The following is a 20,484-nucleotide window of genomic DNA, read 5'->3' as shown; positions in this document are numbered from 1 at the left end:
TAGAGAGCAAGCCGCATAGCTTCGCGGACAGGAGATTTTCATGAGCAAGGTTCTGGTGATCGGCGCAGGCGGCGTCGGTTCGGTCGCGGTGCACAAGATGGCGATGAACCCCGACATCTTCCCCGACATCACCCTCGCGAGCCGCCGCAAGTTCAAATGCGACGCGATCGCCGAATCGGTGAAGGCGCGCACCGGCGTCACGATCAGGACCGCCGAGGTCGATGCCGACCATATCGACGCGACCGCGGCGCTGATCCGCGAAGTCGGCGCGACGCACGTCGTCAACCTCGCCCTGCCCTATCAGGACCTCACGATCATGGAGGCGTGCCTGTCGACCGGCGCGCATTATCTCGACACCGCCAATTACGAACCGCGCGACGAGGCGAAGTTCGAATATCACTGGCAATGGGCCTATGACGATCGCTTCAAGGAGGCCGGGCTGATGGCGCTGCTCGGTTCGGGCTTCGACCCCGGCGTGACGAGCGTCTTCACCACCTGGCTGAAAAAGCATCATTTCGAGCGGATCGACACGCTCGACATCCTCGACTGCAACGGCGGCGACCACGGCCAGCATTTTGCGACCAATTTCAATCCCGAAATCAACATCCGCGAAGTCACCGCGGTCGCGCGGCACTGGGAAAATGGCGAATGGGTCGAAACCCCGCCGATGTCGGTGAAGCAGGCGTTCGACTTCGAGGAAGTCGGGACGAAGAATATGTACCTCATGTATCATGAGGAAATCGAAAGCCTGAAAACGCACCTGCCCGAAATCAAGCGCATCCGTTTCTGGATGACCTTCGGCGATGCCTATATCCAGCATCTGACCGTGCTCCAGAACGTCGGGATGACGCGGATCGACCCGGTGATCTACGAGGGCAAGGAGATCATTCCGCTGCAGTTCCTGAAGGCCGTGCTTCCCGAACCGTCGAGTCTCGGCGAAACGACCAAGGGCAAGACCAATATCGGCGTCATCGCGACGGGGCTTGGCAAGGACGGCACGGAAAAGACGCTCTACCTCTACAATATCTGCGACCATGAAGACGCTTATGCCGAGACGGGCAATCAGGCGGTCAGCTACACCACCGGCGTCCCCGCGATGATCGGCGCGGCGATGATGGTCACGGGCACCTGGGCCGGCAAGGGCGTGTTCAACATGGAACAGATGGACCCCGACCCCTTCATGGACATGCTGATGAAGCACGGCCTGCCGTGGCAGGTGAAGGAACTGGACGGTCCGCTGGATTTTTGACCTTTCGACGCTTCTGCAAAGGCAATCACACGCAGAAGCCGGACGATCCAGTTTGCAACCAACAACCGATGTGGCCACTTGCGGGTAGAATCCGACGCCCGCCTCTTTCGCCTTCGTCATTTCTGCGAAAGCGGAAATGACGAAGAAGGGAAACGGCGGTTGACCACCCCGGAACGGTCACGGATCTCGGGTCTGCGAATGGATTCCTAGAGCCCGATCATCTTTGAATGAAGCGCTTGAGAAAGCGCGTGTGTCCCCGCGCAGGCGGGGACCCATCTCCGGCGGGTTCAAGATGGAGCGGTCGGGAGATGGGCTCCCGCCTGCGCGGGAGCACACAGCTTATTCAGTCAAAGCTGATCTTGCTCCAGCCAGCGGATCGAGCGAATTTTGGTCGCGCCCGCCTTGCCGCGTTCCTCTTTTGTCCCTAGCGTGGCGCGATGGCGCCCGCCCCCCTCTCCCTGCCCGCCATTCACGCGAGCCATGTCGGCATCTGGCTGTGCGACGCGAACGGCCGCACGCAGCGCGTCGGACGCGGCGAGGCGATCGCCGCGGTAGCGGCAACCCCGCACCTGCTGCTAGGGGCGCCGCTGACTGGCGACCGGCTCGGCTATCCCGAGCTGTCGGGGCTCGACCTGCTCGAACTCTTTGCCTTTCTCTATCCCGCGCGCTTCGCGGTGCCGACCCCGGCGGGCCTTGCCGCCGCGCTCGGGCTCGCGCCGCCACCGACCGAGGACGCGGTCGCCGCCTTTCTGCCGCAAGCCGCCGCCGCGATGCTCGCGAGCCTCGAAGACCCCGGCTGGCCCGAGCGCGAGGGCGCGTGGCACAGCCTTCAGGCGCTCGTGCGCCAGCGCTGGCCGTGGGCGCCGCTGGTCCAGCCGCGACTCGACGCCCCCGAAAAATCGGACCGCTGGCTTTTCGCGCGGCTCCCCGAATGGGAGGAAGCGCCGCCGCGCCCGCAGCCGCGACAGGTGAGTGTCGATACGGAAGCGGTCGCCGCGCGGCTCGACCGGTTGACCGGCGACGGCGCCGAGCGGCGGCCCGGGCAGCGCGACTATGCCCGGTCGGCGGCGGCGGTCTTTGCGCCGCGCGAGCGCAAGGATGCGCCGCATCTGCTCGTCGCCGAAGCGGGAACGGGAATCGGCAAGACATTGGGCTATCTGGCGCCCGCCAAGCAATGGATCGACCAGGCGGCGGGCAGCATCTGCATCTCGACCTTCACCAAGGCGCTGCAACGCCAATTGGCGCGCGAGACCGAACGGCTCTATCCCGACCCCGAGGTGCATCGCGAAAAGGTCGTCGTGCGCAAAGGGCGCGAAAATTACCTCTGTCTGCTCAACCTCGAGGATGCGTTGCAGGGCGGATTTTCGGGGCGCGCCGCGATCCTCGCGCAGCTCGTCGCGCGCTGGGCCGCCTATAGCCGCGACGGCGACATGATCGGCGGCGACCTGCCCGGCTGGCTTCCCGCCCTCTTTCGCCGCAACGGCACGACCGCGCTCACCGATCGCCGCGGCGAGTGCATCTATGCCGGCTGCCCGCATTTCCGCAAATGCTTCATCGAGCGTTCGACGCGCGCCGCGGCGCAGGCCGACATCGTCATCGCCAACCATGCGCTGACGATGGTGCAGGCGGCGCGCCCGCGTGACGGCGGCGCGCCCGCAACGCGGCTGATCTTCGACGAGGGGCATCATCTGTGGGACGCCGCCGACTCGATGTTCGCCGCCGCGCTGACGGGGCAGGAAGCGATCGAGATCCGCCGCTGGGTGCTCGGTCCCGAGGGCAAGGCGCGCGGGCGGCGGCGCGGGCTCGCGGCGCGGCTCGCCGACGTCGCGAGCTATGACGAAGCGGGCGACAAGGCGATTCAGGCGGCGATTCAGGCGGCGGGCGAGCTACCCGGCGACGGTTGGCTCGGCCGCCTTGCCGAGAACCAGCCGTGGGGGGCGATCGAGCGGCTGCTCGCCGCGGCGCGCGCCATGGTCTATGCGCGCGGCGCCGATCCGAAGAGCGCCGACAGCGGCTATGGCCTCGAAACCGAGCTTGCCGATCCCGATCCCGAGCTGGTCGCCGCGGCGGCGGGCGCGAGCGACGCGATCGAGGCGCTGCTGCGCCCGCTGATGGCGCTCGGCAAGCGGCTCGACGCGCTGATCGAGGACCCGCCCGACTGGCTCGACGGTCAGGCGCGCGCGCGCGTCGACGGCGCGCGGCACAGCCTCGGCACGCGGATCGACACGCTCGGCGGCTGGCTGTCGCTGCTCGGGCGCGTCGGCGGCCCCGCCGATCCCGATTTCGTCGACTGGCTCGCGATCGACCGCTACGACGGGCGCGAATTCGACTGCGGGCTGCACCGCCACTGGCTCGACCCCGCGCGCCCCGTCGCCGAAGCGGTCTACCGCCCCGCGCAGGGCGTGCTCGTCACCTCGGCGACATTGCGTAACGGCGCACGCGGTGCGGATGATTGGGAGGATGCCGACATCCGCACCGGCGCGCGCCATATCGGCGCCAGCGTGCGGCATTTCGCGGTGCCGAGCCCCTTCGACTATGCGCGCCAGTCGGAGGTACTGATCGTCACCGACATCGCGCGCGGCGATTTGCCGGCGCTTGCCGGAGCCTATAGCCGGCTGATCGAGGCATCGGGGGGCGGCGCGCTCGGGCTGTTCAGCGCGATCCGGCGGCTGCGCATCGTTCACGCGCGCATCGCCGATCGGCTCGCGCGCGCCGGCTTGCCGCTCTATGCCCAGCATGTCGATCCGCTCGACACCGGCACGCTCGTCGACATCTTCCGCGCCGACCCGCACGCCTCGCTGCTCGGCACCGATGCGTTGCGCGACGGCGTCGACGTGCCCGGCGAATCGCTGCGTCTCGTGGTCATGGAGGGCGTGCCGTGGCCGCGGCCGACGATCCTCCATGCCGCGCGCCGCGCCGCGCAGGGCGGTTCGCGCTACGACGACATGGTCATCCGCGGGCGCATCGGCCAGGCTTTCGGCCGTCTGATCCGCCGCGCCGACGATTTCGGCCAGTTCGTGATGCTCTCACCCAGCGTCCCGTCGCGGCTCTTGAGCGCCTTTCCCGAAGGAACCCCGATCCGCCGCCTGCCGCTCGACGAGGCGGTGAACCACGTCGCCGCCGCCAATGTCCGCCACCGCGAAAGCGCATATGCTGCCTTTTCACCGTCATGAGATTACGGCACAAGGCGAGCAATTCAGGGGACGATGGGGAGCGGTTTTGAAGAATTTGTCGATCCTGCGCCATGCGAAATCGGGTTGGGACGCCGCCGTCGAACGCGATTTCGACCGTCCGATCAACAAAAGGGGTGAGCGCGGGGCCGAACTGATCGGCCAATATGCGCGGCGCAAGGGCTATGCGGTCGATCGCATCGTCGCCTCGCCCGCGCTGCGCGTGACCGGGACACTCGACATTTTCCAGCCGGCTGCGGGGATCGAGGCGATCGAGCCGCATTGGGACCGGCGCATCTACCTTGCCTCGGCGGCGACCCTGCTCGACGTCCTGCGCGATGCCGGCGACGACGCGCAGCATCTGCTGATCTCGGGGCATAATCCGGGGCTCGAGGATCTGATCCTGATGCTGGTTCCCGAGACGACCGACGATCGCTATCGCGCGATGGTCGAGGAGAAATTTCCGACCTCGGCGCTCGCGCGGCTCGAACTCGACATCGCCGACTGGCGCGACCTCGACGCCGGACAGGCGCGCATTGCCGACTTCATCCGCCCGCGCGACCTCGACCCCGCGCTGTCGCCCGCGATGGATTGAGCGTTCAGGCGGCGTCGAGCGCGGCCGCCAGACGGCGGCGCAAGGCCTCCAGCGCCTGAATCGACACGCCCGCCGGCGCCGCCGCCGGCGGGCTCGCGGTGTCGAGCGGCGGCACCGGGTCGCTCGCTTCCTGCCCGCCGGTCAGCGCCTTGCGCGCGCCCTCGACGGTAAAGCCCTGGACATGCAGAAGATGGTGGATGCGCTCGGCGAGCGCGACGTCGTCGGCGCGATAATAGCGGCGGCGGCCCGAGCGCTGGAGCGGCTTGAGTTGCGGAAAGCGCGTTTCCCAGTAACGCAGGACGTGCGTCGGAACGCCGATGCGATCCGCCAGTTCGCCGATAGCGAGCATCGCGCCAGCCGCCTTGCCGTCACCCTCTCGCGTGCCGGACATGGGCCGCTATCCCGTCAACTGCCGGCCACCCGCGCGCGCATCGCCTGGCTGGCGCGAAAGGTCATCACGCGGCGCGGCAGGATCGGCACTTCGATGCCGGTCTTCGGATTGCGGCCGATCCGCTGCGCCTTGTCGCGCAGCACGAAGGTTCCGAAACCCGAAATCTTCACATTCTCACCCTCGGCCAACGCATTGCACATGTGCGACAGGATCGATTCGACGATCGTTGCCGATTCGTTGCGCGATAGCCCCACCTGCTGGTTGATCCGCGCCGCTATATCGGCGCGGGTAAGCGTTCCGGCAGCCATGATAGTCTCTTCCCCTCCTGAAGCGAAAGCCAAAACCGGGCCGTGGCCGGTCCCCCACCGTCACGAGTCCCTGTTCCATTTGTAACAAAGGCGAAGAAATCCACCAAACTGAAATGGATGGACGGAAGAGTTGAAGCGACAGCCTGCCCGTTACCGCCAAATTGGTGCTATCTTGAGCGGATTCAGACGCGCAAGACCGCCGCGCCCCAGGTGAAACCGCCGCCCATCGCTTCGAGCACGACCAGGTCGCCGCGCTTGATCCGCCCGTCGCGCACTGCAAGGTCGAGCGCGAGCGGCACCGATGCTGCCGACGTATTGGCGTGCTGGTCGACGGTCAGCACGACGCGATCGGCGGGCAGGCCCAGCTTCTTTGCGGTCGCGTCGATGATCCGCTTGTTCGCTTGGTGCGGAACGACCCAGTCGATGTCGCTCGCCGACAGTCCGACGTCGCCCAGCACCTCGCCGAGCACCGCGGCGAGATTGGTGACGGCATGGCGGAACACTTCGCGTCCCTGCATCCGGACATGACCGACGGTGCCTGTGGTCGACGGACCGCCGTCGACATAGAGCATGTCCGAATATTGCCCTTCGGCGTGCAGGCGGGTCGCAAGGATGCCGCGATCGTCCTCGACGTCTTCGGCCGAGAGCACCACCGCACCGGCGCCATCGCCGAACAGCACGCAGGTCGTGCGGTCGTCCCAGTCGAGGATGCGGCTGAAGGTCTCGCTGCCGATCACCAGTGCATGATCCGCAGCGCCGGTGCGGATCATCGAGTCGGCAACCGAGACCGCATAGAGAAAGCCCGAGCACACCGCCGCGACGTCGAAGGCGATGCAATCGGGTGCGCCGATCAGCGCCTGCACCTTGGTCGCCGTCGCCGGGAACGTGTTGTCGGGGGTCGCGGTGGCGACAATGACCAGCCCGATGTCCGAGGCTTCGAGCCCCGCCGCCATCAGCGCTTCCTTCGCCGCCGCAGCGGCGAGCGTGCCGGTCGTCTCGTCGGGTTCGGCGATATGGCGAAAGCGGATGCCCGTGCGCTCGACGATCCATTCGTCGCTGGTATCGACGCGCTCGGCGAGCTCGGCGTTCGACACCCGCTTGCGCGGCAGGGCGGAACCGGTGCCCTTCAGGATCGCGCGCCGCGTCATGCCGCGTCCTCGTGGCGGAAATTGGCGAGATCCTCGGTCACCTGGCGCGTGATGTCCTTTTCGATCAGTTCGGCGCACAGATGGACGGCGTTGGCGACGCCCTTCGCATCGGCGCTGCCGTGGCTCTTGAGCACCACGCCGTTGAGGCCGAGAAACACCGCGCCATTGTGATTGTTCGGATCGAGATGATGGCGCAGCAGCTCGGTCGCGGGGCGCGAGATCAGAAAGCCGATCTTCGAGCGCGTCGACGAGGTGAAGGCGCGGCGCAGAAGGTCGGTCACGAAGCGCGCGGTGCCCTCGATCGTCTTCAAGGCGATATTGCCCGAAAAGCCGTCATGGACGATCACGTCGACATGGCCGCGCGACAGCTTGTCGCCTTCGATGAAGCCGGTGAATTCCATCGGCAGCCCTTCGGCGCCGCGGAGCATTGCCGCCGCGTCGCGGATCTGGTCGGTGCCCTTCAATTCCTCGGTGCCGATGTTGAGCAGCGCGACGCGCGGCCGCTCCAGCCCCATTGCGGTGCGCGCATAGGCGGCGCCCATCACCGCGAACTGGACGAGATTGTTGGCATCGCAGTCGGTATTGGCGCCGAGGTCGAGCATCACGACGTCATTGTCGCCGAGCGACGGCAGCAGCGCCGCGAGCGCCGGCCGGTCGATCCCCGGCATCGTGCGCAGCGCGAGCTTCGACATCGCCATCAGCGCGCCGGTGTTGCCCGCCGAGACGGCGCCGCCGGCATCGCCGCGCTTCACCGCGTCGATCGCGAGCCCCATCGAACTGCCGCGTCCGGACCGCAGCGCCTGGCTCGGCTTTGCCTCGCCCGAAACGACCTTGTCGGTGTGGATGATCTCCGACGCCGCGCGCAGGTTCGGGTGATTTTCGAGCGCGGCCTTGATCCGCGTCTCGTCGCCGACGAGCAGGAAGCGAAGGCGCTCGTGCTGGTGACGCGCCATCGCCGCGCCCGCGCACATCACGCGGACGCCGACGTCACCGCCCATCGCATCGATCGCGATTCGCGGTGTCAGGCTCATCGGTACGCCCTCCGGCTAAGGTTCAGGCGACCGACACCACTTCGCGGCCGTTGTAGTGGCCACAGGCATTGCAGAGGTTGTGCGGGCGCTTCAGTTCGCCGCAATTCGGGCATTCCTGATAGGCTTCGACCTTCAGGGCGTCGTGGCTGCGACGCATGCCGCGCTTCGAGGGCGATGTTTTTCGCTTGGGGACGGCCATGATATATCCTGTATTCTCAACTGTTTATCACAAATCGGCGAACCCGGACTTGTCATCCCCGCTTGTGGAGAACGACTGGCCCGCCCGCCGCGCCGAAGGCTGTTCCCGCTCATTTTGCAGGAAAATCTTCCGCCGGAAGGTGCCTCAACGCCTGATGGTGTCGGGTGCCGGATCGGGCGCGGCTATAGCGTTTTTGCTCGCAAAGGCAAGCCCCACCGGATCGCTTGCTCTGCCTCGATGACAATGCCACACACGCCGGAGCCCGGCGCCCGTTATAGCGCCGCAGAGCATTGGAGGGGAAGCGAAATGACGATGTTGCCGATCAGCCTGACCATCGCCGCGGGGGCGGCGCTGCTCAACATCTGGCTCGCGATGCGCGTCGGGCGCGTGCGCGGGCAAGAAAAAGTGTCGGTCGGCGACGGCGGCAACGAGCGCGTGATCCGGCGGATGCGCGCGCACAGCAATTATGTCGAAAACACCGCTTTCGTGCTGATCCTGCTCTTCCTCGTCGAACTCGGCCTCGGTTCGTCGATCTGGCTGTGGGCGACGGGCGCAATCTATCTCGTCGCGCGGATTTTCCACGCGATCGGCATGGACGGAAAGACCTGGGCGCGCGCCGCCGGCACGCTCGTGACGATGCTCGTCCAGGCGGGTCTCGCCATCACCGCGTTGCTCGCAGTCTATCTGACCCCGACGACGATCGTCGCGACCGAGGTGCAGGAAACCGAAATCGTCGCTCCGCAATAGCGGAGGCTTCGCTACGCCAGCGCTTCGTCGCTGACGAAGGGATTGGTCTTGCGCTCGGCCCCGAAATTGCTGTGCGGGCCGTGGCCGGGCAGGAAGACCGTGTCGTCGCCGAGCGGCCACAGTTTCTGCGTGATCGACGCAAGCAGCTGCCCGTGGTCACCGCGCGGAAAATCGGTGCGCCCGATCGACCCCTGAAACAGCACGTCACCGACGATCGCGAGCTTCGACGGCTTGTGATAAAAAACGACGTGCCCCGGCGTGTGGCCCGGGCAATGGATGACGTCGATGGAAAGATTGCCGACGGTGACGGTGTCGCCGTCGCTCAGCCAGCGGTCGGGCTCGAACACCTCGCCCGACAAGCCGAAGCGCGCGCCATCCTCGCCGAGCCGCTCGATCCAGAAGCGGTCGTCCTCGTGCGGCCCCTCGATCGGCACGCCCAGTTCCTTCGCGAGCACGCCCGCCTGTCCGCAATGGTCCATATGGCCGTGGGTGACGAGGATCTTCTCGACCTCGACCCCGGTCTGCCTGACCGCCTCCTTCAGCTTGTCGAGATCGCCGCCGGGATCGACGAAGGCCGCCTTGTTGGTCTCGGTACACCAGAGCAGCGTGCAATTCTGCTGAAAAGCGGTGACGGGCACGATCGCGGCGCGCAGCGGGGGGTTGGGAGCGTTCATGGCGGGTGATGTGGGGAAAAGCCGCCGGGATGGCAAGGGCGGGTTGGAGGCGGGGCGGTCCGGTGGATGCGGGCGAGCGGCGGGAGTCGACCGGTTGTTGCCATCAGGCCATCACCAGATTCGCGCAGAGACGCAGAGAACGCAGAGGGCAAGCGTGAAAATCTCTGCGTTCTCTGCGTCTCTGCGCGAAATGTTTGGAAAGGCGGCATCCGAGCGATTGCGGACCTTCTTAAGCCCCTCCTCTTCAGAGGAGGGGGGTGTCGGGTCGGTCGGTCCCCCGGACCGACCTGAACAGTCCGGGGGACTGTTCACCCGACGCCGGTGGTGGCGCGCGATAGCGCGCAAGACTTCGAGCACCACCCCGCTGCGACTAACGCGCAACGCGCGTAAGTCTCGCTGCCCCTCCTCTGAAGAGGAGGGGTTGGCGCAACGTCTCGAATCCACCTCAAGTCTGACACCCGCCACAATAAAACCGCTGTCCTACATTGTTCGGCTGTGCCAGCCTTCGTCTCGGCTCTTTCGATAGGTGGATAAAAGCGGTCACGGCCCGGCTTTACGGATACGGGCGCGAGCCGGCGCGAACGGTTCGGCGAATGCCACCCATCGGCGGCTGCACAAGACTGAACTTTGCTGAACTTTGGAACGACGACGCGGACCACCCCACGATAACCGAAGACGACGATGGCAACTGGCCACCCCCAATCCAGCCAATCACCGCAGCGTCATCGTATCGCCTTCGACGTTCACTGCATCGAGCTTCGACAAATAGCTCTGCCCTAGCAGCGAAACGCCCATGTCGGCGTCGAGCACCGCCGCCTCCACGCCGCGCACTTCGATGCCCTCGACATCGACGCTGTCGAGCGTCACCGGGCGCACCGGCACCAGCCCGCCCGCGGTGTTCGCGCTGCCCGCGATCGGCAGCGAATCGACGTCGATCCCGATCGCCTCGGCATCGCGGCGGGTGAGCGCGACGATCGAGGCGCCGCTGTCGACCATCATGCGGATCTTGGTGCCGTCGACATTGGCGTCGGCATAGAAATGCGAATCGCCCGCCCGCCCGAGCCTTACTTCGCCGGGCGAACCGCGCGCGCCGCGCGGCGAGGCCGACCAGCCGCCATGCTTGCGCTTTTCGGTCGTCCAATTGCCGTTATCGTCGCCGCCCGCATCGGCGGCCCCGACCGCATTCATGCTCGTCGTGCGGCCGGCGATCCCCGCCACGCCGACCGATACCACCGCGATCACCGCGGCAAGCCCCAGGAAACGCCCGATCATGGTTGCAGGTTTAGGCGATCAATATTGGCTTTTGGTTAAGCGGGCGCCTCGATGAAGGCGCGCCATTGCGGTGGGCTCTCGCGCACCGAATAGACGATCCGTGCGCAGGCATAGGTGCGGCCGCGCGCATTGTCCGCTTCCACCGCCGTCTGCGGCCAGCTCGCTTCGCCCGGCGGCTGCGCCGACCAGCAGACGAGCGCCTCGGCCTCGGGCCGCGCGGCGATCTCGGCGCGGTCGGCGGGCGAATAGGTGCTCGGCACCGACCAGCCGAATATCCGGCGGGCGGGCGGGCGCGTCGCCTGAACGAGCGGAATGAAGGGGCCGCATTGATCGGCGAGCAAGGCGGAGACCTTGGCGCGGTCGGCCTCGTTCAGCCACGGCCCGCCGAGCAAGGGCCGCCAGCGCGCAGCGTCGCCCGACAGCAGCGCGGGCAGCAATTCGTCGGCCGCCGCGGCGAAGCGCGCGCGCCAGAGCGAATCGGCGGCGAGTTCGACGAGCGGCGACGGCGGCGTTTCGGGGCCGGGCTCATAGCCGGGGACGATCGGCGCACCCTCGCCGCCCTTGGCAGGCGGCGGCGCGCTGTCGCAGGCCGCGTGCGCGGGCACCGCGAGCATCGCGGCGCCCAGCGCGGCAAGGGCGTGAAATCGGCGCATGACCGCACCCTATCACGGCACGCACCGCGCGTCATGACCCCGTTATGGCAAGGCCCTCGCGCAGCCAGGCTGGCGCCTTTGCAGGGTCGATCGCCTCGACGCGGCGGTGCTCGATCGACCAGCCGAGGCCGGGATAGGCGATCACCTGCCGTTTCTCGTCGGCATCGGCGATCGGCACGACGACGAGCCGGCGATTGACCTTCTGCCGCCAGTTCATCCGCGCCGTATTCTCCTGTCCGACATAGCAGCCCTTCGAAAAGCTGACGCCGTTCAGTTCGATCGCATTGCATTCGAGCCACAGCGTCGTGCCGTCGCCGAGTTCGGCGCGGCCTTCGGTCACCCCCTGCGCCAGCCGATGCGCGCGCCACGCGGCCTCGACGCCCTCGCTTTCATCGGCCGGGGCGAGCCAGCGCTGCCCGAGCGCCGCGAGTCGCGGGTCGGGTTCGCCGAGGTCGCCTTCGGGCGCCCAATGCACGGCAATTCCGTCGTCGCGTGCGATGGTGATCGCGCGGCGCAGCCGATAGAGCGTCAGCCGCTTGACCAGATCGTCGGCGGCGTCGCGCTCGCAGTCGATCAGCAGATCGTCCCGGTCCCCCCAGATCAGGAAATCGAACAGCGCCTTGCCCTGCGGCGTGAGCAGCCCCGCCCACACCGGCAGGCTGCCCGACACATCGTTGGTCACGAGTCCCTGCAGAAAGCCGCGGACGTCCTCGCCCGACAGGCGGACAAGAGCACGATCGTTGAGGGTGGTATTGGCCATGACGATAATCTAGGGACGCCCCAGCCAAAGCCAAGCCACGATCTGCCCAAAGGCCCGCCATGACCGACCGCCTGACCATCCGCCGCCCCGACGACTGGCACGTCCATCTGCGCGACGGCGCGATGCTCACGCATGTCGCACCTTATACGGCACGGCAGTTCGCGCGCGCGATCGTGATGCCGAACCTGTCGCCGCCGGTCACGAGCGTCGCCGAGGGCATCGCCTATCGCGAGCGGATCGTCGCGGCGGTGCCTGCCGAACTCGACTTCACCCCGCTGATCGTCGCCTATCTGACCGACCATAGCGACGCCGACGAGCTGGCGCGCGGGCATCGGGAAGGCGTGTTCACCGCGGCGAAGCTCTATCCCGCGCATGCGACGACGGGCAGCGCGCACGGCGTCACCGACGTCGCGAACATCATGGGCGTGCTCGAGCGCATGGCCGACATCGGCATGCCGCTTCTGATCCACGGCGAAGTTACCGACACGCACGTCGACATCTTCGACCGCGAGGCGGTGTTCATCGAGCGCACGCTCGCGCCGCTGGTCGCGCGGCTGCCCGAGCTCAAGATCGTCTTTGAGCATATCACCACCGCCGAGGCGGCGCAGTTCGTCGCCGATGCGCCCGCGACCGTCGCGGCAACGATCACGCCGCAGCATCTGCATATCAACCGCAATGCGATGCTCGTCGGCGGCATCCGCCCGCACGCCTATTGCCTGCCCGTCGCCAAGCGCGAGGAGCACCGTCTGGCGGTCCGCGCCGCCGCGACCTCAGGCTCGCCCAAATATTTCCTCGGCACCGACAGCGCTCCGCATGCGGTCCATACCAAGGAGGCTTCGTGCGGCTGCGCCGGCATCTTCAATGCGCCCTATGCGCTCGAATCCTATGTCGCGGCGTTCGACGCGGACGGCGCGCTCGACAAGTTCGAGGGCTTCGCGAGCGAGCATGGCCCGCGCTTCTATGGCCTGCCGCTCAACGAGGGCACGATCACTCTCGAACGCGGCGAGACGCAGGTTCCCGACCGCATCGGCGAGGTCGTTCCCTTCCACGCGGGCGAAACGCTGGGGTGGAAGCTGGTGATCTAAAGGCGTTCCTGCCCCTTGATACAATCGCACGTGAAATTGCCGCGCGTCGATATTTCCCCTCCCGCTTGCGGGAGGGGTAGCGAGACTTGCGAGCTTGCTCGCTAGTCGCAGCGGGGTGGGCCGTTGCGACGTCGCTGCCCACCCCCAACCCCTCCCGCAAGCGGGAGGGGAGAAGTCCCGTCGCTCGCATATGCGATTGCCCTGCCCCATGAATGGGGAAGGGATGAAGCCCCACCCTTGCGGCGCCAAGCCCCCTGCCCCATATCGCGCGGCATGAGCGAACAGACCAGCGCCGCGCCGTGGCACGGCACCACCATCTTATCCGCCCGCACCGCCGAAAAGGTCGTCGTTATCGGCGACGGACAGGTTTCGATGGGCCAGACCGTGATGAAGGCCAATGCCCGCAAGGTGCGCCGCCTGCACGACGGCAGCGTCATCGGCGGCTTTGCCGGCGCGACCGCCGATGCCTTCACCCTCTTCGAACGGCTCGAAGCGAAGCTCGAACGCCATGGCGGCCAGCTTTTGCGCGCCGCGGTCGAACTGGCGAAGGACTGGCGCACCGACAAATATCTGAGGAATCTGGAGGCGATGATGATCGTCGCCGACAAGGATGTAACGCTGGTCATCACCGGCAATGGCGACGTGCTCGAACCGCAGGGCGGTATCGCCGCGATCGGATCGGGCGGCAATTATGCGCTGTCGGCGGCGCGCGCGCTCGCCGACTATGAAAAGGACCCCGAGGTGCTGGCGAAGAAGGCGATGGCGATCGCCGCCGACATCTGCGTCTATACCAACGATCAGACCACCCTCGAAACCATCGACATTCAGGCTTGACCCCCATGAACAAGGATTTGACCCCGAAGGCGATCGTCGCCGCGCTCGACACGCATATCATCGGCCAGGACGCCGCGAAGCGCGCGGTCGCCGTCGCGCTGCGCAATCGCTGGCGCCGCCAGCAGCTTTCGCCCGATCTGCGCGACGAGGTGAGCCCCAAGAATATTCTGATGATCGGCCCCACGGGCTGCGGCAAGACCGAGATTTCGCGCCGCCTCGCCAAGCTCGCCGACGCGCCCTTCATCAAGGTCGAGGCCACCAAATTCACCGAAGTCGGCTATGTCGGCCGCGACGTCGAACAGATCGCGCGCGACCTGGTCGAAGAGGCGGTGCGCCTCGAAAAGGACCGCCGGCGCGAGGCGGTGCGCGGTGCCGCCGAGGAGGCGGCGATGGACCGTCTGCTCGACGCGCTGACCGGCAAGGGCGCGAGCGAGGCGACCCGCGAGAGCTTTCGCCAGCGCATCCGCGAGGGCCATCTCGACGACAAGGAAGTCGAGATCGAGGTCGCCGACGCGCCGAGCATGAGCTTCGAGCTGCCCGGCCAGCCGGGTCAGATGAGCATGATCAACCTGTCGGACATGCTCGGCAAGGCGATGGGCGGTCCGCCCAGGAAGCGCCGCAAGCTGACCGTTCACGAAGCCGCGACGCGGCTGATCGAGGAGGAACAGGACAAGCGCCTCGACCAGGACGATGTCGCGCGCGTCGCGCTCGCCGATGCCGAGGCGAACGGGATCGTCTTCCTCGACGAGATCGACAAGATCGCGGTCAGCGACGTGCGCGGCGGGTCGGTGAGCCGCGAGGGCGTGCAGCGCGACCTGTTGCCGCTGATCGAGGGCACGACCGTTGCGACCAAATATGGCCCGATGAAGACCGATCACGTCCTCTTCATCGCGAGCGGCGCCTTCCACGTCGCCAAACCCTCCGACCTGCTCCCCGAACTGCAGGGCCGCCTGCCGATCCGCGTCGAATTGGGGGCGCTGACCGAAGAGGATTTCGTGCGCATCCTGACCGAGACGAAGGCGGGGCTTCCCGAACAATATGCCGCGCTGCTCGGCACCGAAGGCGTCACGGTCGACTTCCGGCCCGACGCGATCGCACGCGTCGCGAAGCTCGCGGCCGAGGTCAATGAAACGGTGGAGAATATCGGCGCCCGCCGGCTGCAGACGATGATGGAGCGGCTGGTCGAGGACATCAGCTTCACCGCCGAGGATCGCAGCGGCGAAACGCTGACCGTCGATGCCGCCTATGTCGACCGCCAGCTCGCCGACGTCGTGGGCGACACCGACCTCAGCAAATATGTGCTCTGAACGCGCGTCGGACCGTCGCTGGCGATCCGGCACCTTTTCAATCCGTCATTTGCCGAACTTCATTTGACTCGGCCGCACCGTCGGTGCGAAGAATGGTCCGGCACGGTCGCACCAAGGGTTGCACGCGGCTGGTACGGAGACAGGAATGGCAGACGAAGAGGTCGCCGAGCAGGGCGAACTGGCGATTACGCGCACCGGTGACAAATTGCGGCTGGCGCGCGAGGCCGCCGGCTTGTCGCTCGCCGACGTTGCGTCGCGGACACGGATCACCCAGCGCCACCTCGAAGCGATCGAAAAGTCCGATTTCTCCGAATTGCCGGGACGCACCTATGTCACCGGCTTCGCGCGCGCTTATGCCCGCGCGGTCGACCTGCCCGAGGCCGAGATCGGCGCCGCCGTCCGCCGCGAGCTCGAAGAAGACGAATATGCAGCGCGTCCGGCCTATGAAGCCTATGAACCGACCGACCCCGCGCGTCTGCCGACCGCCCGCCTCGCCTGGACGCTGGCGATCGTCGCCGCGCTGCTCGTTTCGGCCTATGGCGTCTGGCGCTTTCTGTCGGTCGAGCCCGACGACGCGCTGATCGCGGCGCAGAACCGCGACGCCGATGCCTCCGAAGCGCCGGCGACCGTTGCGGATGATGCGGCGACCAAGCCCGCGCCCGGCCCGGTGGCGGCGGACGCGCCGGTCGTGCTGACCGGCCTGTCCGAAGTATGGATCGGCTTCGACGATGCGACGGGCAAGACCGAGAATTGGCGGACGCTCGATCCCGGCGAAACCTATGAAGTGCCGCCCGCCTATATCGAACAGTTCACGCTGCGCACCAGCATCCCGCAGGCGATCAAGGTGACGGTCGGGGGCCGCGACGTCGGTCAGATCGGCCCCGCCGACACGCTGGTCAAGAATATATCGCTGAAGCCCGCCGATCTGCTCGCGCGGGCCGAGGGCAACGACAGCGCCGGCGCCCCGGCGGCAACCCCGGCGCGCTGATCCTTCCACAATCGACCTTTTTGTCGAGGCAAGGCGCCGAAAGGGGTTTGGCTCGCGCCCTCGCCCGCGTTATGAACCGGATATGGTTAATGGGTGGGACTGACAAAGGATAAAGATGCGACAGATTTTGGTGCGGGGAGCCGCCGCGGCGGCGTTGATGGCGGTCGCTTCGCCGGCGCAGGCGCAGGATGGCGCGCTCGACAAGCGCGTCGAGCGGCTCGAAAAGGAAATGCGCGCGGTTCAGCGCAGCGTGTTCCCGGGCGGAAACCCGGCCTTTTTCGAAGGCGAGATCGCCCCCGACAACACACCCGGCGTGCGCGCGCAGGGCACCGCTCCGGTGATCGACCTGACCGCGCGCGTCGATGCGCTCGAAGCGCAGCTTCGGACGCTGACCGGCCAGACCGAGCAGAATGCCTATCAGCTGCGCGAACTCGAAAAGCAGTTCACCGCCTACAAGGCCGAAATGGACAAGAGATTTGCGCCCGCGGCAACTGGTGCGGAGCCCGCGAGTCTCGCGCCTGCGGTGAAGCCCACCGTCGCCGCCGCGACGCCGGCAAGCAAGCCGGCCGCGAAGCCCGCGGCCTCGGGGGGCGGCGCCGACCGGCTCGCGCTCGTCAAGAAGGTCGAGATCCCCTCGACCGGCAACGCGGTCGAGGACGCCTATACCTATGGCTACCGGCTGTGGGACGCGAAACTCTATCCCGAGGCCGAAGCGCAGCTCAAGCAGGTCGTCGCCAAATGGCCGAAGGATAATTGGGCGAGCTATGCGCAGAATCTGCTCGGCCGCGCCTATCTGGACGAGGGCAAGCCGAGCCTGGCGGCGGTCGCCTTCTACAATAATTACAAGGACCGGCCGAGCGGGCCGCGTGCTCCGCACAGCCTGATGTATATGGGTGTCGCGCTCGACAGGCTCGGGCGCAAGGCCGACGCGTGCAAGGCCTTCCGCGAGCTCGACGACGTCTATGGCGACAAGGCCCCGCAGGATGTCCGCAATGATGCCGCCGCGGCAAAAGCAAAAGCCGGCTGCTGAGCGCGACGCGGTCGAGCGCTTCGCCGCCGGCCTCGCCGCCGTCGCCGGCCCCGGCTGGCAGCGGGCGCATTACGGCGTTGCGGTGTCGGGCGGTCCCGACAGCATGGCTCTGCTCTGGTTGATGATCTCGCTGCTGCCCGGCCAGGTCCGGGCGGCGACGGTCGATCACGGCCTGCGCGCCGAATCGGCCGATGAAGCGCGCATGGTCGCGGGCTTCTGCGCGCGCGAGCATATTCCGCACAGCATCCTGCATCCCGCCCGGCCAATCTCGGGCTCGCTCCAGGCCGCGGCGCGAACCGAACGCTATCGGCTGCTCGACCAGTGGCGCGCGGCCCATGCGCTCGATCATATCGTCACCGCACACCACGCCGACGACCAGCTCGAAACGATGATCATGCGCCTGAACCGCAGCAGCGGGGTCGGCGGGCTCGCCGGAGTGCGTGCGCGCAACGGCGCGGTGCTCCGCCCCTTGCTCGGCTGGCGGCGCGACGAGCTGGTCGCGCTCGCGCTCGACGCCGACCTGCCGATCGTCGACGATCCGTCGAACAGCGACACCCGCTTCGATCGGGCACGGCTTCGCAAGGCTTTGAAATCGCAGGCGATCATCGACCCGCAAGCCGCCGCGCGGGCGGCCGTCAATCTCGCCGAAGCCGACGCCGCGATCGACTGGGCGGTCGAGGCCGCGATCGCCAGCTGGCCCGACGCGCGCGACCGGGCCGTGATCCGTGACCACGGCTATCCCGCCGAACTCTTCCGCCGCATCGTCGTGCGGCGGCTTCAGGCGAACGATCAGCGGCTCGCACTGCGCGGCCACACGCTCGACGGGGTGATCGCGGCGATGAAGAGCGGGCGGCGCGCGATGGTCGGGGCGCTGCTGATCGACGCGGCGCAAGGCGGCGGAAACGGGTCGATGTGGCGCATTTCGGCCGCACCTCGGCGAAAAAGGGCGCCTGGGCCATAAGGCCTCATTGTCATTTAACCCCGACCCCCTATCTTGAGACCAGGAGTCGCGACTTTGCGCGACGATTGGAAAGATTCGCATGCAGGACGACAAGGAACCGCAGGGCAACCCCTGGATGAAGAGCGTGATGATCTGGAGCGGCATTTTGCTTGCCATGCTCCTCGTCGCCTCGATGTTCGGCGGCGCCGCGCAGCCGGCGGGGAATGCGCTCGCCTATTCCGAGTTCCGGCAAAAGGTCGAGGAAGGCAGCGTCAAGCAGGTCGTGCTTTCCGATGATCGCGTCACCGGCGAGCTGTCCAACGGCGATCATTTCACCGCCAATGTCGTGCGCGATCCCGAGCTTTTGAAGCTGCTCAACGACAATGGCGTCAAATATGACGGCAAGCCCGCCGAAGTGCCCAATTTCTGGATGTATCTGCTCGTCCAATCGCTGCCCTTCCTGCTGATCCTCGGCATTGCCTTCTTCGTCTTCCGCCAGGTGCAGAAGAACAATGGTTCGGGCGCGATGGGCTTCGGCAAGTCGCGCGCGAAGATGCTCACCGAAAAGCAGGGCCGCGTGACCTTCGACGATGTCGCGGGTATCGACGAGGCACGCGAGGAATTGCAGGAAATCGTCGAATTCCTGAAGGACCCCAGCAAATTCTCGAAGCTCGGCGGCCAGATTCCGAAGGGGGCGCTGCTCGTCGGCTCGCCCGGCACCGGCAAGACGCTGCTCGCGCGCGCGATTGCGGGCGAAGCGGGCGTCCCCTTCTTCACCATTTCGGGTTCGGACTTCGTCGAAATGTTCGTCGGCGTCGGCGCCAGCCGCGTCCGCGACATGTTCGAACAGGCGAAGCGCAACGCGCCGTGCATCGTCTTCATCGACGAGATCGACGCGGTCGGCCGTCACCGCGGCGCGGGCCTCGGCAACGGCAACGACGAGCGCGAACAGACGCTCAACCAGCTGCTCGTCGAAATGGACGGGTTCGAGGCCAATGAGGGGATCATCATCGTCGCGGCGACCAACCGCCCCGACGTGCTCGACCCGGCGCTTCTGCGTCCGGGCCGCTTCGACCGCCAGGTCGTCGTGCCGCGCCCCGACATCGAGGGCCGCCAGAAGATTCTCGAGGTCCATACGCGCAAGAAGCCGCTCGCGCCCGACGTCGACCTGCGCCGTATCGCGCGCGGAACGCCCGGCTTCTCGGGCGCCGACCTCGCCAACCTGGCGAACGAGGCGGCGCTGCTCGCCGCGCGCAAGGGCAAGCGCCTGATCGCCTCGAACGAGTTCGAGGAAGCCAAGGACAAGGTGCTGATGGGCGCCGAACGCCGCTCGATGGTGATGACCGAGGACGAGAAGAAGGCGACCGCCTATCACGAAGCCGGCCATGCGCTCGTCTCGCTTCACGTCGAAGGTAACGACCCCTTGCACAAGGTCACGATCATTCCGCGCGGGCGCGCGCTGGGCGTGACGTGGAACCTGCCCGAGCGCGACCGCTATTCGATGAGCATGAAGCAGATGAAGGCGCGGCTCGCGCTCTGCTTCGGCGGCCGCATCGCCGAACAGCTCATCTATGGCCAGGACGAGCTCAACACCGGCGCGTCGAACGACATCCAGCAGGCGACCGACATGGCGCGCTCGATGGTCATGGAATATGGCATGTCGGAAAAACTGGGCTGGCTGCGCTATCGCGACAATCAGGACGAGGTGTTTCTCGGCCACAGCGTCTCGCGCGCGCAGAATATGTCCGAAGAGACGGCCAAGCTGATCGACGCCGAGGTCCGCCGCCTCGTCGAGGAAGGCGAAGCGACCGCGCGCAAGGTGCTCACCGACCATCTCGACGAACTGCACCTGCTCGCCGGCGCGCTGCTCGAATATGAGACGCTGTCGGGCGAAGAAGCGAAGCGCGCGATCGCCGGCGAGGACATCGGCCGCGACGACGATCATGGCAAGGCCGCGAACCCCGTTCAGGGCCACGCCGGCGGCCTGCCGCAGATCAAGCGCAAGCCGCGTCCCTTCGGCGGCGCCAACCCGCAGGGCGCCTGACATTTTGCATAGGGGGGCAGGTCCGGGCGGCCGCGCACGGATTGCCCCTGCCCTGCTGG

At 67.0% G+C, this 20,484-nt stretch carries 20 protein-coding genes; 11 read left to right on the top strand and 9 right to left on the bottom strand.

From position 1 onward, the window contains the following. Positions 1–40: 40 nt before the first annotated feature. The 3 genes from CHB69_RS17050 (at position 41) to CHB69_RS17040 (ending at position 5,014) form a co-directional block, all read left to right on the top strand. On the top strand, positions 41–1,249 hold the full coding sequence (locus CHB69_RS17050) for a saccharopine dehydrogenase family protein (RefSeq protein ID WP_089217149.1): 1,209 nt from the start codon (positions 41–43) through the stop codon (positions 1,247–1,249). Positions 1,250–1,686: 437 nt separating this feature from the next. Next, positions 1,687–4,422 carry an ATP-dependent DNA helicase gene (locus CHB69_RS17045; protein ID WP_089217148.1) on the top strand — a complete coding sequence of 912 codons (2,736 nt, stop codon included), beginning with the start codon at positions 1,687–1,689 and terminating at the stop codon, positions 4,420–4,422. 46 nt (positions 4,423–4,468) lie between these two features. Further along, the gene (locus CHB69_RS17040) at positions 4,469–5,014 is read left to right on the top strand and encodes a SixA phosphatase family protein (RefSeq protein ID WP_089217147.1); all 546 of its coding nucleotides are present in this window, start codon (positions 4,469–4,471) and stop codon (positions 5,012–5,014) included. A gap of 4 nt (positions 5,015–5,018) precedes the next feature. On the opposite strand, the gene CHB69_RS17035 is transcribed toward CHB69_RS17040, so the two are convergent. From CHB69_RS17035 to rpmF, 5 genes are all read right to left on the bottom strand, one after another. Further along, a complete protein-coding gene (locus CHB69_RS17035) occupies positions 5,019–5,405 on the bottom strand; it encodes a MerR family transcriptional regulator (protein WP_089217146.1) in 387 nt (128 codons plus the stop codon). A 14-nt stretch (positions 5,406–5,419) separates the two neighbouring features. Then, positions 5,420–5,713: an integration host factor subunit alpha gene (locus tag CHB69_RS17030; protein WP_089217145.1), complete on the bottom strand. Its 294-nt coding sequence runs from the start codon at positions 5,711–5,713 to the stop codon at positions 5,420–5,422. Positions 5,714–5,895: 182 nt separating this feature from the next. Next, positions 5,896–6,861, bottom strand: coding sequence for a beta-ketoacyl-ACP synthase III (locus CHB69_RS17025; RefSeq protein ID WP_089217144.1), 966 nt, complete (start codon positions 6,859–6,861; stop codon positions 5,896–5,898). Then, a complete protein-coding gene (gene plsX / locus CHB69_RS17020; RefSeq protein ID WP_089217143.1) occupies positions 6,858–7,892 on the bottom strand; it encodes a phosphate acyltransferase PlsX in 1,035 nt (344 codons plus the stop codon). The genes CHB69_RS17025 and plsX overlap by 4 nt, the downstream gene beginning before the upstream one ends. A gap of 22 nt (positions 7,893–7,914) precedes the next feature. Then, complete coding sequence (rpmF, locus tag CHB69_RS17015) at positions 7,915–8,091, bottom strand: 50S ribosomal protein L32 (RefSeq protein ID WP_089217142.1); 177 nt, start codon at positions 8,089–8,091, stop codon at positions 7,915–7,917. A 306-nt stretch (positions 8,092–8,397) separates the two neighbouring features. Here rpmF and CHB69_RS17010 point away from each other — a divergent pair, with 306 nt between their 5' ends. Then, a complete protein-coding gene (locus CHB69_RS17010; protein ID WP_089217141.1) occupies positions 8,398–8,838 on the top strand; it encodes an MAPEG family protein in 441 nt (146 codons plus the stop codon). Between the two features lie 11 nt (positions 8,839–8,849). Here the strand turns inward: CHB69_RS17010 and CHB69_RS17005 are convergent, their stop codons facing one another. From CHB69_RS17005 to ygfZ, 4 genes are all read right to left on the bottom strand, one after another. Then, positions 8,850–9,512 (bottom strand): MBL fold metallo-hydrolase, encoded by a 663-nt coding sequence (locus CHB69_RS17005; protein ID WP_089217140.1) that lies wholly within the window; start codon positions 9,510–9,512, stop codon positions 8,850–8,852. A gap of 711 nt (positions 9,513–10,223) precedes the next feature. Then, the gene (locus CHB69_RS17000) at positions 10,224–10,784 is read right to left on the bottom strand and encodes a retropepsin-like aspartic protease family protein (RefSeq protein WP_089217139.1); all 561 of its coding nucleotides are present in this window, start codon (positions 10,782–10,784) and stop codon (positions 10,224–10,226) included. A 35-nt stretch (positions 10,785–10,819) separates the two neighbouring features. Continuing rightward, complete coding sequence (locus CHB69_RS16995) at positions 10,820–11,437, bottom strand: hypothetical protein (protein ID WP_141134042.1); 618 nt, start codon at positions 11,435–11,437, stop codon at positions 10,820–10,822. Between the two features lie 31 nt (positions 11,438–11,468). Then, on the bottom strand, positions 11,469–12,197 hold the full coding sequence (gene ygfZ, locus CHB69_RS16990; protein WP_089217137.1) for a CAF17-like 4Fe-4S cluster assembly/insertion protein YgfZ: 729 nt from the start codon (positions 12,195–12,197) through the stop codon (positions 11,469–11,471). A 59-nt stretch (positions 12,198–12,256) separates the two neighbouring features. On the opposite strand from ygfZ, the gene pyrC reads away from it, so the two are divergent. The 7 genes from pyrC to ftsH all read left to right on the top strand — a co-directional run bounded on the left by pyrC (position 12,257) and on the right by ftsH (position 20,425). Continuing rightward, positions 12,257–13,282, top strand: a complete 1,026-nt coding sequence (gene pyrC, locus CHB69_RS16985; protein ID WP_089217136.1) for a dihydroorotase — start codon at positions 12,257–12,259, stop codon at positions 13,280–13,282. A 273-nt stretch (positions 13,283–13,555) separates the two neighbouring features. Then, positions 13,556–14,116, top strand: coding sequence for an ATP-dependent protease subunit HslV (hslV, locus tag CHB69_RS16980; RefSeq protein ID WP_089217135.1), 561 nt, complete (start codon positions 13,556–13,558; stop codon positions 14,114–14,116). A gap of 5 nt (positions 14,117–14,121) precedes the next feature. After that, positions 14,122–15,423: an ATP-dependent protease ATPase subunit HslU gene (gene hslU / locus CHB69_RS16975; protein WP_089217134.1), complete on the top strand. Its 1,302-nt coding sequence runs from the start codon at positions 14,122–14,124 to the stop codon at positions 15,421–15,423. Between the two features lie 145 nt (positions 15,424–15,568). Then, positions 15,569–16,411 (top strand): helix-turn-helix domain-containing protein, encoded by an 843-nt coding sequence (locus tag CHB69_RS16970; protein WP_089217133.1) that lies wholly within the window; start codon positions 15,569–15,571, stop codon positions 16,409–16,411. 115 nt (positions 16,412–16,526) lie between these two features. Next, positions 16,527–17,441: a tol-pal system YbgF family protein gene (locus CHB69_RS16965; RefSeq protein ID WP_089217132.1), complete on the top strand. Its 915-nt coding sequence runs from the start codon at positions 16,527–16,529 to the stop codon at positions 17,439–17,441. Then, positions 17,404–18,402, top strand: a complete 999-nt coding sequence (gene tilS, locus CHB69_RS16960; RefSeq protein ID WP_245836910.1) for a tRNA lysidine(34) synthetase TilS — start codon at positions 17,404–17,406, stop codon at positions 18,400–18,402. Before CHB69_RS16965 ends, tilS begins: the two co-directional genes overlap by 38 nt. Positions 18,403–18,481: 79 nt before the next feature. After that, positions 18,482–20,425 carry an ATP-dependent zinc metalloprotease FtsH gene (ftsH, locus tag CHB69_RS16955; protein WP_089217130.1) on the top strand — a complete coding sequence of 648 codons (1,944 nt, stop codon included), beginning with the start codon at positions 18,482–18,484 and terminating at the stop codon, positions 20,423–20,425. Positions 20,426–20,484 lie beyond the last annotated feature (59 nt).

Source organism: Sphingopyxis indica, from assembly GCF_900188185.1.
In the GTDB taxonomy this organism is placed as follows: domain Bacteria; phylum Pseudomonadota; class Alphaproteobacteria; order Sphingomonadales; family Sphingomonadaceae; genus Sphingopyxis; species Sphingopyxis indica.
Note: the sequence above shows the minus strand (reverse complement) of the source record. Positions and strands in the feature narration are given on the sequence as shown.

Coding starts and splice junctions, on each gene's coding strand:
- plsX (WP_089217143.1), bottom strand. CDS start 7,892: ATGAGCCTGACACCGCGAATCGCGATCGATGCGATGGGCGGTGACGTC.
- CHB69_RS17000 (WP_089217139.1), bottom strand. CDS start 10,784: ATGATCGGGCGTTTCCTGGGGCTTGCCGCGGTGATCGCGGTGGTATCG.
- rpmF (WP_089217142.1), bottom strand. CDS start 8,091: ATGGCCGTCCCCAAGCGAAAAACATCGCCCTCGAAGCGCGGCATGCGT.
- CHB69_RS17030 (WP_089217145.1), bottom strand. CDS start 5,713: ATGGCTGCCGGAACGCTTACCCGCGCCGATATAGCGGCGCGGATCAAC.
- ygfZ (WP_089217137.1), bottom strand. CDS start 12,197: ATGGCCAATACCACCCTCAACGATCGTGCTCTTGTCCGCCTGTCGGGC.
- ftsH (WP_089217130.1), top strand. CDS start 18,482: ATGCAGGACGACAAGGAACCGCAGGGCAACCCCTGGATGAAGAGCGTG.
- CHB69_RS16995 (WP_141134042.1), bottom strand. CDS start 11,437: ATGCGCCGATTTCACGCCCTTGCCGCGCTGGGCGCCGCGATGCTCGCG.
- CHB69_RS17035 (WP_089217146.1), bottom strand. CDS start 5,405: ATGTCCGGCACGCGAGAGGGTGACGGCAAGGCGGCTGGCGCGATGCTC.
- CHB69_RS17045 (WP_089217148.1), top strand. CDS start 1,687: ATGGCGCCCGCCCCCCTCTCCCTGCCCGCCATTCACGCGAGCCATGTC.
- CHB69_RS17005 (WP_089217140.1), bottom strand. CDS start 9,512: ATGAACGCTCCCAACCCCCCGCTGCGCGCCGCGATCGTGCCCGTCACC.
- CHB69_RS17010 (WP_089217141.1), top strand. CDS start 8,398: ATGACGATGTTGCCGATCAGCCTGACCATCGCCGCGGGGGCGGCGCTG.
- CHB69_RS17025 (WP_089217144.1), bottom strand. CDS start 6,861: ATGACGCGGCGCGCGATCCTGAAGGGCACCGGTTCCGCCCTGCCGCGC.
- pyrC (WP_089217136.1), top strand. CDS start 12,257: ATGACCGACCGCCTGACCATCCGCCGCCCCGACGACTGGCACGTCCAT.
- CHB69_RS16970 (WP_089217133.1), top strand. CDS start 15,569: ATGGCAGACGAAGAGGTCGCCGAGCAGGGCGAACTGGCGATTACGCGC.
- hslV (WP_089217135.1), top strand. CDS start 13,556: ATGAGCGAACAGACCAGCGCCGCGCCGTGGCACGGCACCACCATCTTA.
- tilS (WP_245836910.1), top strand. CDS start 17,404: ATGATGCCGCCGCGGCAAAAGCAAAAGCCGGCTGCTGAGCGCGACGCG.
- hslU (WP_089217134.1), top strand. CDS start 14,122: ATGAACAAGGATTTGACCCCGAAGGCGATCGTCGCCGCGCTCGACACG.
- CHB69_RS16965 (WP_089217132.1), top strand. CDS start 16,527: ATGCGACAGATTTTGGTGCGGGGAGCCGCCGCGGCGGCGTTGATGGCG.
- CHB69_RS17050 (WP_089217149.1), top strand. CDS start 41: ATGAGCAAGGTTCTGGTGATCGGCGCAGGCGGCGTCGGTTCGGTCGCG.